A 9,646-nucleotide genomic window follows, 5' to 3' on the forward strand; every position below is an offset into this window, starting at 1 on the left:
GGCGGTGGGAGTGGGCGTCGGGGAGGGCGCCGTGGTCCTGGTCGGCGCGGCGGAGGTGGCGGGCGCGGTCGGCGCCGCGGTCGCGGTGACGGTGGGACGGGCGGTGGGCCGCCCGCTCGGCTGGGCCGTCGCACCCTGGTCGACGGAGCACTTCACCCCGTTGATCAGGCACCCGGTCGGGTTGCCCGGGGAGTCGGAACCGCTGGTGACGAAGCCGACGGTGACGGAGGCCCCGGCCGCGAGCTGCCGGTTCCAGCTCGCGGGCTTCACGGTGACGCGGCGGCCGGAGACCGTGTGGGTGCCGTTCCACAGGGAGTCGATCTTCGTGCCCGCCGGCAGGTCGAACTGGAGCGTCCAGTCCGACTGGACCTGGCCGGTGTGGTTGGTGATGACGTACTGGCCGGTGTAACCGCCGCTCCAGGAGCTGGACTTCGTGTACACGGCGCCGACGGAGGCCGCCTGGGCGGTTCCGGTGAAGGCGAACACCGCGCCCCCGATCACCGCCGCCGCCACGATCGCTCCCGTGACCTTGGCCCTGCGGCTCGTCCTGCGCCGGTGCCCGACTGTGCTGCCCATCGCGTGCCTGCCTCTGTGTTACTGGGGAGTTGGAGGATGCGGCAGCACGCTAGCCGCACCGAAACGGACATTCGTTCGTTTCGGTGCGCCTCTGGTGAGTCTTAGGTTCCGCTTAAGGAAGGGGAAAGCGGGGCATCAGGAAGCAGGCTCGCGGAGCCCTGCCGCCCCAAGGTCTCCGGCTCCCGACTGTCCAAGGCAGTCCAAGGGGATCCAGGTTGTGTCGCCTCCGGTGGCTCCCCGTTTGGCTCCCCAGTGCCTGCGACGGGCTCGAGCCGTCACGTTCATTGAGTTCCGATGCGGGTGAGGGCGGTCCCTGCACGGGTCGCCCACACCAGCATCTTCCGGGATCTACGGGAGCAGGCTCGTGTCCGTTGCTGCGTAGCGCTTGCCTTCCGGCCAGATCGCCACGCATCCCTGGCTGTGGGCCAGATCGATCAGGTCGGCCCGCGGCTTGCTCGGCAGCAGGATCGCCCGCGTGGTGTGGTCCACGAAACGGCTGTAGTCCGCGAGCTGGCCGATGGCCATGCGCACGTTCTCGCGCGTCACGCTGCCCTTGGCCTCGACCAGCAACCCGAGCTGCTTGCAGTAGAGGTCGGTGAAGAGCGGGCGGCTCTCGCCGGGCGGAAGCAGCCGGTGCCGGCAGGACTCGAGCCCCTTGCTCGTGAGATACCCGGCGAATGCGGTGACCAGCTTGCCCTCCTTACGCTCTGCCTCGTACTGCTCGCGGTTGGGGTTGACGAAGGTCTTCTCCGTCTCGTTCCGTTCGATCGGCAGTACGTCCACGGGGCTGGGGTTGCTTTCGAGCAACCGGCCGAGCTTGGTCGCGGGGGTCGTCGGCTTGGTGTCGAGCGGCACCAGCCGGAAGACGATCACCTTGCGCAGGGGGCCGTCGTTGGTCTCCGGCGCGTCCGTCTCGTACCAGGGGTTCTCCGGGTCAACGGCGAATTCGCCGCGGTAGCGGATGGTGCCACGTGCGCCCTGGAAGACCCGGAGCGTACGGCCCTCGAGCTGGTGGTTGAGGATGCTGGCATTACCGGAGACCATCCGCTGGTCCCCGTACTGGCCCTCGCCGCTGTAGTGGAAGCGGCCGTCCGGCATCCAGTCGTCGTAGTAGCCGTGCTTCTCGCCTGCCACGGGGTCCGTGAAGACGAACACGTTGGGGGTCTTCGCCGAGGGCCCGATGCCGCCCTGGGTCCGTCCCCCAAAGATGCTGTGCAGTTCCTTGCGCTCGATCGTGTCACCAGGCTGGAGCGTCCACTCCGGAGCCGGCGTAGCAGTCTCGATCACGAGCCTCCCTCAACATGTGCGTAACTCACCCCGAGTTGGGTCTGACCAGACGATGCCACATCCAAATCAGATGTCGAAATCATTTGTCCAAAACGGACATTGACGGTAGGTAGTCTTACGTTAGGGCCAAGGTGACGGCTGCGGATGGAGCCTCCGACGGGGGCGGCACCGCTGTGATGGGTCGCGTCCCGGGCCACGTGAGACGAGGGGGACTATGCCGAAGTTCAAGATCGTGGATCTCTTCGCCGGGGTAGGCGGCTGGAGCGTGGCCGGCCGGCACCTAGGCGTCCCCGTGGTGGGTGTGGAGTGGTGTAGGCACGCGTGCCAAACCCGACGCGCCGCTGGTCTGGCCACTGTTGAAGAAGACGTCCGGAAGCTAAGCCCCAGCGACTTCCCGACAGAAAACGTCCTCGTGGGTCATCCGCCGGCGCAGGCCTTCATCGTTCCCGGCAGGCATCGTGGTCGCACAGCACTGACCCAGGTGCTTGATCTGGTTGGTCGGATGTCGCGCCGTGACGACGTCGGTGCCGAACTGGTGCATGCCGAGGACGAGCGCACGGGGCTGGTATTGGAACCCCTTCGATGGGCTCTGGCCGCAATCGATGAAGGGCGCGCGTATGACGTGATCGCGCTGGTTCAGAGCCCATCAAATCTTCCGCTGTGGGAGGCGATGGGGGAGGCCCTCGCTGCGGAAGGGTACTCAGTCGCGAGTGGCCTACTGCGAGCCGAGCAGTTCGGAGTGCCTCAGACTCGGCGCACCGCTGTAATGATCGCCAGGCTAGGCGGCGTTGCCGTGCTGCCTCGGCCCACGCATCACGCGTTTGGCAAGGGTGTGCCTCGCGGCGAGGCCGGTCTCGGGCTCCTGCCATGGGTGCCAATGGGGGAAGCACTGAGCCGCCCGCACCCCTTCGAGATGATCAGTAACTACGGGCTTGGAGGCGACCCCACGGCGCGCAGCCGACGAACCTCTGCTGAACCTGCCTTCACCGTCACCGGCAAGATTCGACGGAATCGGGTCGTTACACCGCACGGCTCCGAGCTCCCGCGCTTGACCGACAGCGAGGCGGGTCAGCTGCAGACCTTCCCCAGGGGCTTCCCCTGGGCTGGGCAAGGCGTGGCTCAGCAGATCGGCAACGCTGTTCAACCACTGCTCGCCGCGCACGTACTTGCCGCTGCCCTCGACCTACCCGCGCCCACACCACAGCCGGCGAGTTCATGACCGTCGTGAAACGGCGTAGTGCCGCCAGGTGGGGGCTGAGGGCGACGGGAGCCCCCCGACTGGGTCTCGGTCGCACACGGCTCCGGAGGCCCATGCGTCTCACACGGTCTAGCAGGTCAACTGCGTGTAGCAGTGTCGTCGGCACTTCCTTGTCCGCGCATGAGCCACGACCTTGGTTCCGCACCCGAGCTCCTCGCTCGGACAGGGGCTGGCACGCGCCCGACTCTTCATGCGCATGTCGGACCTGTTGCTCTTCCAGGTGGGCTGCCTGGAACTTGAACCCACATTATCGAACATGTATTCCATGTCGATATGCGTGTTCCGCATCCGGCAGCCTTTGTCAGTGCCGAGGTCTAGCCTTCGTCTGTGGCACCGCTGCCAGGCGGACGCCCTGGCGCCTATCTCTTTACAGCCGGGTCACGCCACGCGAAACTGTCTATGCCGACTAGGTGATCTAGGTGGGGGGAATCGCTATGACCCGTGTTTCGGAATACTACTCGTTGGGGCGAACGCAGGGCACGCTTGACTTCGTCGACGTGGATACCGTCAATGATATTCAAGTGTACGTAGACCCAGGTTCCATTCGGTATCTTCAAGATGACTGGGGTAAGCAGTGCCTCAAGATGCTTGAGACGTTTTTCGATAGCGTGCTTGATTCTGTCCGCTCGAATGACAAGCGCCGCACAGTCGCTCTGCTCAGTCAGCTCCGCGAACCCAATGAAACGCACCTTGGAATCTCGCGTGGCCCCAGTGCTGGTAGGGGATTCGGCAGTAAAATGGGGGCTTCTTTCGCTGAGAAGCTGGCTCAGAGTGAAGCTGCGAAGACTGGGTTGATCCAGGACCTGGAAGATACGGCATTCTTCATCGATGGCGTCGATAAGGACATCGTCTCAGATGTCACCACGAATATCATTCGCGGCCCGCTCATTACCTACACTCAACAGATGGCGGAGCTCTTTGGAATCCCGCTGGAGAATGACGTCGTGAGTGGTCCGGTATGGAATCCGGTCAGCCTGGAATGGGAGAACGGATTTACCGAACTTCCCACTCCCGACGGAAAGAAGCTGCTTCTGGTCCCAAAGGTGATCGTGCGCCGGTCCATGCACATGTCGCGAGGTGAGTATTACAGGAACCATTTGGTGCCCGTTCTCCAGGAGGAGGAAGGGGATGCTGCGAGCCGAGGGCTGGCTGGCGCGATCCGAACTCGGGGAGGGCGTAAGGCCACCCAGAAGGAGATCAGGCGGAAGTATGGCAGCACAAAGCCTGATGTGACGCGTGAGACTCTCAAGAGGCCATCGGTGTATGAGCACTATCGGCAGATTAAGAGGCAGGTGGCACCTCAGCCTCTGACGCACAGGGAATTGTCAGTAACGGCGGACACGCCCATGCCGGACTATGAGCGACTTTTGCAGGACGTCATTGATACTCCATCCGGGAAGGCTGATGCTACGCGGTACCATAATGCCGTTGAGTGTTTGTTGACGGCGATTTTCTACCCCTCTCTGTCCATGTCAGACAAGGAGACGGAGATCCATGACGGTCGTAAGCGAATCGACATTTCGTACACCAATACTGCGAGGGATGGATTCTTCAAGTATCTAATCCGTCACAGGATTCAAAGCAGGTATGTCTTCGTCGAGTGCAAGAATTACGGCAAGGATGTGACGAATCCGGAGTTGGATCAGCTCTCCTCTCGATTCTCCACGTTGCGTGGAGAATTCGGCATCCTTGCTTGTCGATCGTTCCAGGATAAGGCCAGTTTCTTGCGTCGATGCAGGGATACGGCACGAGATGGGCGCGGCTACGTCATTGCTCTCGACGATGAAGACCTGAAGAGGTTGGTCGCTGACGTAATGGCAGCCTTGAACCCTGACCCTGTGGACACGTCGGACCCGGACCCTGCCCCGATTCGACCCGTGTCCGAATATCCGCTCCTGCATGAGCGGCTTAAAGAACTGCATGGCTAAGCGTTCTTGCGGCGCCCCTGCGGCACGGATTGCTTTCCATCCGTAGCGCTAACCGGATCGGGCAGCGACGCTCATACGGGCTGCTTTACGGCTTGCTGACGGCGGGGCGCGCTTGCGCTGGTTGCGGTACGACGCTGCTGTACCGCAACCACTGGGCCCCGACTGGCGCCGGGGCCCAGGACAGTTCAGCCGGCGTAGTCGTGGTGGTCGCGGGGTCGTAGCCGTCTGCACGGCTTGTCTTGGGTCGACGGTGGACGGATGGGACTTCCCCACCTCAACCCCTCCACGGCCGGCACCCGTGCACGGCGCCCCCGCCATCTCAGAGCCTGAGGCCCCCGCCGGAGGCATGCGGTGAGTGATGGAATCGACGGCCGTCGGGGTCTTCTTATGCTTTTGGGCCTATCCCGCCTTGGAGGGGTGGTCGTCGGCGCAGCGCGCGCGGAGCGGTCCGCAGGCAGGAGCGTCGCGCGGAGCGGAGCCGGGTGCTTGATGTAACAGGGGAACTCTCGCCAACGCGAACCGCGACGGCTTTCAAGACCGATCGCGTGGCGTAACCGGCCCGGTCTTCACCTGGGCCTTTAGCTCCGACATCTGACCTTCGGCGGTCGTGCTGGCCAGAGGTTGGCTACGGCCATGATCAGTCGGCATGTCCATCACCAGCCATGGGCACTCTCCGAGGTGCCTTCCCTGCGATGCCCGTAGGTCCGATCAGGAGAGAGATGAGTATGGCTGAGCCCTCCGTGATTCCCCCCGACTACGCTGGTCATCACCAGCCGGCGAACGGGGAGAGTGCTCTGAGGATGGGACCGAAGTCAACGAGGGTCTACCAGACGATCCGGTCTTGGATCGAGTCGGGCGAGTACGGCCCCGGCGAGAAACTGCCCTCCGAGCGGACCATGAGCGCTGAGCTGGAGATCGGCCGTACCGCCCTCCGCCAGGTACTCGCGCGTCTGGCAAGCGAGCGGCTCATCAAGGCGTACGACCGCAGCTCGTACCGAGTCGTGGGTGGGGAGACCGTCCCCACGCCGGCAGAGCTGGAGCCTTGGACGATCCACGGCAGCAGGACGGTCTACGAGAACCGGTGGGTGAACCTCGACCTCGTCGACGTCGAGCCGCCCGGGGTCGAGCGGTTCGAGCACCACGTGGTGCGCCTGCACCATGTGGCGATCACTGCTGTGATCGATGAGCAGCAGCGCGTCCTGATGATGTGGCGCTACCGCTTCGTCCCGCAGCAGTGGGGATGGGAACTCCCCGGCGGAATCGTGGACGAAGGCGAGGATGCGGCGACCACGGCGGCGCGGGAGACCGAGGAAGAGACCGGTTGGCGCCCGACGAACGTCGAGCACGTCGTGACGTATCAGCCCATGATTGGCATGGTCGATTCGCCTCACGAAATCTTCGTGGCGCGGGGCGCGGTGAAGGTGGGCGAACCCACGGACATCGAGGAAGCCGGGCAGATCGCCTGGGTGCCACTCGCAGACATCCCCCGGCTCATGGCCGAGGGGAAGCTCATGGGATCAGGAACCCTAGTCGCCCTCCTGCACGTCCTCGCATCGCGGGCTACAGCCGCCCCGTAAGTAGCTCCACACGCCGGCGGTGCCGCACAGACCCCGTGCGGTTCGCCAGCAGGCGCGCCTGCTGGAGGTTCGAGCGGGCCTCGTCGAACTCGCCGCGTGCAAGGTGGGCCTGTGTCAGGTCGCTGTGCAGCCCTGCCTTGGCGCGGACGAACGTGGGGTCAGTCGTCTGAAGAGACGCGTAGAGGTCGCCCATGGCTGAGCTGTCGCCCAAGAGCGCCAGTACGTTTCCCCGCCAGCGCGCCAGGTGGTCCGCGTTCAGGAAGATGCTCAGCATGTCGGAGTCACGAGCGTGCGCGCCTTCCGGCAGCGTGGCCGCCGCCCGGTCCAGCGCATGCCGTGCATCATCGTGCATGCCAGCGGCGGCGCACAGCTCAGCTTCGGCGGCACTCAGCCAAGCTCGAAGGCGAGAAGACTGACGCTCCGCGTGGGTGCGCTGCGCGTCGCGAATGAGCTCCACCGCCATCTCGGGTCGGCCGGCATCACCCAGGACGTACGCCTGCTCCCCCATGGCATGGGCCAAGTACTGCGGCGCATCAGCGTCCTGCGCGGCGCGCTTCGCCAGCTCGTAGTGCCGCCATGCGCGCTCCACAGACCCTGCGTCCAGTGCTTGCCAGGCTGCCAGGGTCGCCGCCCCCGCCAGGGCCGTCGCGATGGGTCGGCGTGTCCTTGGCAGGACCGCGAAGGTGAGCGCGTCCTCCATTGCCGTCAGGTGGCCGTTCATCTGGTCAACCAGGCCCGATGCGCCCATCTGCCGGTCCATGGTCCGCAGTAGCTCGGTCTGGTCCATGAAAGTGCTCACCATGGAATCGCTGACGCTCCGCGCCGAGTCGATCCGGCTCAACAGGTCCTCGTAGCCATCCGCTTGTTGGGGAACTGAACGAGCAGGCTCCCCGCCCAGCTCGGCATCCGTCACCCCGAGCAGTGGCCGGAGAATTACGGCGTACCGCTCCGTGATGGCCCGTCGGCCGTTCTCCCACTCCGACACGTAGGTCTTCAGGCTCGCGCTGGATGCGACGTTCAGCATGTGCTGCCGTGCGTGGCGCTCAATCTCGAAGATCAACCGCTCCTGCGACCACCCCCGCGCTGTACGAACAGCTCGTAATCCCTTGCCCACGTGCATCGCCTCCGATGGCCGTGCCACCTGGGAAGGGCTAACCAAATTGCCGCAGGTGGGAGCGGGTTAACACCCTTGAGGTTAACCCCTGTTGGCTACCGAGACCCCCTGTCCGAGCCGTTTCCTGAAGTCACACCGGAACACACCGGCAAGCCCCAACCGAACCGAGGGCTTGCATCTGGTGCGCACCAGATGTCATCCTTCTGGTGCGCACCAGAAGGTCCGAAAGGGCTCAGCTTCGGTGTGTACGCACGACTGAGAGCCCGCTTTGCAGCCCGGAGGAAAGCCCGAGGGGGCGAGTACGAAGGCAGCGTCCGTTCCTTTAGAACTCAACAGTGTGGTCACCGCCTCCTTTAGCTGAAAAGGCGGTCAGCGCGGCAATGGTTCGCGCACTCAACCTCCGCAGCGTTGTGCTGCGGCCGGTTGCCTCCACCGCCCGTCCACCGCCTTTAGCGGTGGACGGGCGGTGTTGAGGGGAGCCGGAGGAGTTCTTCCTGTTCCACAACGACGTGCAGCCCCGGCGGTAGGACGCCGGGGCTGCTGTTCGGGCCCGTTCCTGTCTGAGAGGAGCAAGACCCAATGAAGTCCATCGTTGCACGTCACACGGGTGTTACCGCGTTGCCGGCCGATCTGGAGCCGACGGACGCGGAGCTGGAGGCGATCGAGGCGGAGATGCCCCTCGTCCTCGCCGAGGTCGAGCTGCTGGACGCGCTGATCGTCCTGCTGCATCAGCCGCCGACCCAGATTCACAGTCGGCGCATCCGGCGGGCGCACCGGCGGGTGCTGGCGGCCAGCCGGGACGCGGCCAACTGCTCCGCCGGTACGCAGGTCTCGGGGGACGCGGCATGAACGACCGCGCCGAAGCTCACGTCGACCTGCTGGACGCGATCGTGGCAGCACTGGACCTGCCGCTGCCGTCGATCGCGGAGGCGGACGAGCGGCTGTACTACCGGCTGCTGGAACGCCGGGCCCTCGCCGTACGGATCACCCTCAGCGCCAAACGCACCGTCAGCCGGGACCCACGACTGGCCGCGGCCACGATCCGCAGGCGGACCGCCGAGGAGCCCGTCACCTACACCCCGTTCCAGGACGAGAAGGACGGGGAAGTCCGGTGACCGGCCGTCCCCTGACGGGAGCCCAGAAGTTCGTTCTCGGCCTCGCGTTCGTGCCGATGCTCGCCACGGGCGCGGCCGGCGGGTACGGGACGTACTCGAACATCAAGGGTGCCTACGACTCCGGTACCGCGCTCGGAGCGGTCGCCGCGGGTGAGGGCGCCACTGCGGTCCTGGCTCTGGTGATGCTGGGGCTGACCATGCTGGGGCAATCCTCCCCGGCCGTGGTCCGCGCCGGCCTGTGGGCCCTGCCGGCCGCCGCGTCCGTCATGTCCGCCGTCGCCGCCCCGGACGGGCCCCGCACCGTGATCTACGCGATCACCCCGCTGGGCATGTCGGTGTCGGCCGAGGGCATGGCGTTCCTGGCCCGCCGGATCGTGGTCCATGTCGACGGCCGTGACGCCGAGGCCGAAGCGAAGGCCGCGGCCGTGGTGCGGGCCCTGGCCTATCACCGCGCCCGCGCCGCCAACCACCCGGACGCGAAGATCCGGAAGCGTTCGGATCGGGCGTCGTGGCGCCTGGCCCGCAAGGTCGGCACCGCAGACACGACGCTCGGGGCCCGGCTGCTGGACGTCCAGCGGGAGCGGATCTCCACCGGCGCGGACGTCGCCCTCGGCGACATGTTCGCCATCACCCTCACACCCGCGACCGAGTCCGTCACGGCAGGACGTGACGCCGTCACGGCGGCCGTGACTCCCGACCCCGATCAGCACGTCTGACCTGCACCGCCCAAGCACGGGAAGGAGGAACCCTCATGTCCGGCATCGACTGGGACAAGGAGTTCACCCGCATGA

The 9,646-nt window shown here is 65.5% G+C and carries 8 protein-coding genes and 1 pseudogene; 6 read left to right on the plus strand and 3 right to left on the minus strand.

All coding sequences use genetic code 11. From position 1 onward, the window contains the following. On the minus strand, window positions 1-576 hold a 576-nt coding region (locus tag PV721_RS36965; RefSeq protein ID WP_319732235.1), incomplete at its 3' end, for a cellulose binding domain-containing protein. Window positions 577-924: 348 nt separating this feature from the next. Next, complete coding sequence (locus tag PV721_RS36970) at window positions 925-1,863, minus strand: restriction endonuclease (RefSeq protein ID WP_319732237.1); 939 nt, start codon at window positions 1,861-1,863, stop codon at window positions 925-927. A gap of 214 nt (window positions 1,864-2,077) precedes the next feature. Between PV721_RS36970 and PV721_RS36975 the strand changes: the two genes are divergently transcribed. From PV721_RS36975 to PV721_RS36985, 3 genes are all read left to right on the plus strand, one after another. Then, a complete protein-coding gene (locus PV721_RS36975) occupies window positions 2,078-3,082 on the plus strand; it encodes a DNA cytosine methyltransferase (protein ID WP_319732238.1) in 1,005 nt (334 codons plus the stop codon). A 473-nt stretch (window positions 3,083-3,555) separates the two neighbouring features. Beyond that, a complete protein-coding gene (locus PV721_RS36980; protein ID WP_319732239.1) occupies window positions 3,556-5,049 on the plus strand; it encodes a hypothetical protein in 1,494 nt (497 codons plus the stop codon). A gap of 800 nt (window positions 5,050-5,849) precedes the next feature. Beyond that, entirely contained in the window at window positions 5,850-6,626 is a 777-nt protein-coding gene (locus PV721_RS36985) for an NUDIX domain-containing protein (RefSeq protein WP_319732246.1), read from the plus strand. On the opposite strand, the gene PV721_RS36990 is transcribed toward PV721_RS36985, so the two are convergent. Continuing rightward, window positions 6,610-7,740, minus strand: a complete 1,131-nt coding sequence (locus PV721_RS36990; protein ID WP_319732241.1) for a helix-turn-helix transcriptional regulator — start codon at window positions 7,738-7,740, stop codon at window positions 6,610-6,612. The genes PV721_RS36985 and PV721_RS36990 overlap by 17 nt on opposite strands. 579 nt (window positions 7,741-8,319) lie before the next feature. On the opposite strand from PV721_RS36990, the gene PV721_RS36995 reads away from it, so the two are divergent. From PV721_RS36995 to PV721_RS37005, 3 genes and pseudogenes are all read left to right on the plus strand, one after another. Further along, on the plus strand, window positions 8,320-8,589 hold the full coding sequence (locus PV721_RS36995) for a DUF6284 family protein (RefSeq protein ID WP_319732243.1): 270 nt from the start codon (window positions 8,320-8,322) through the stop codon (window positions 8,587-8,589). Continuing rightward, window positions 8,586-8,855, plus strand: coding sequence for a hypothetical protein (locus tag PV721_RS37000; protein ID WP_319732245.1), 270 nt, complete (start codon window positions 8,586-8,588; stop codon window positions 8,853-8,855). Before PV721_RS36995 ends, PV721_RS37000 begins: the two co-directional genes overlap by 4 nt. A gap of 56 nt (window positions 8,856-8,911) precedes the next feature. Next, window positions 8,912-9,523, plus strand: a pseudogene (locus tag PV721_RS37005) (conjugal transfer protein); the annotation flags it as partial. Window positions 9,524-9,646 lie beyond the last annotated feature (123 nt).

This window comes from Streptomyces sp. MB09-01 (assembly GCF_033794505.1).
In the GTDB taxonomy this organism is placed as follows: Bacteria; Actinomycetota; Actinomycetes; order Streptomycetales; family Streptomycetaceae; genus Streptomyces.

What these genes read in the sequence shown, in the direction of transcription:
- PV721_RS36975 (WP_319732238.1), top strand. Translation starts at nt 2,078, where the DNA reads ATGCCGAAGTTCAAGATCGTGGATCTCTTCGCCGGGGTAGGCGGCTGG.
- PV721_RS36980 (WP_319732239.1), top strand. Translation starts at nt 3,556, where the DNA reads ATGACCCGTGTTTCGGAATACTACTCGTTGGGGCGAACGCAGGGCACG.
- PV721_RS36985 (WP_319732246.1), top strand. Translation starts at nt 5,850, where the DNA reads ATGGGACCGAAGTCAACGAGGGTCTACCAGACGATCCGGTCTTGGATC.
- PV721_RS36995 (WP_319732243.1), top strand. Translation starts at nt 8,320, where the DNA reads ATGAAGTCCATCGTTGCACGTCACACGGGTGTTACCGCGTTGCCGGCC.
- PV721_RS37000 (WP_319732245.1), top strand. Translation starts at nt 8,586, where the DNA reads ATGAACGACCGCGCCGAAGCTCACGTCGACCTGCTGGACGCGATCGTG.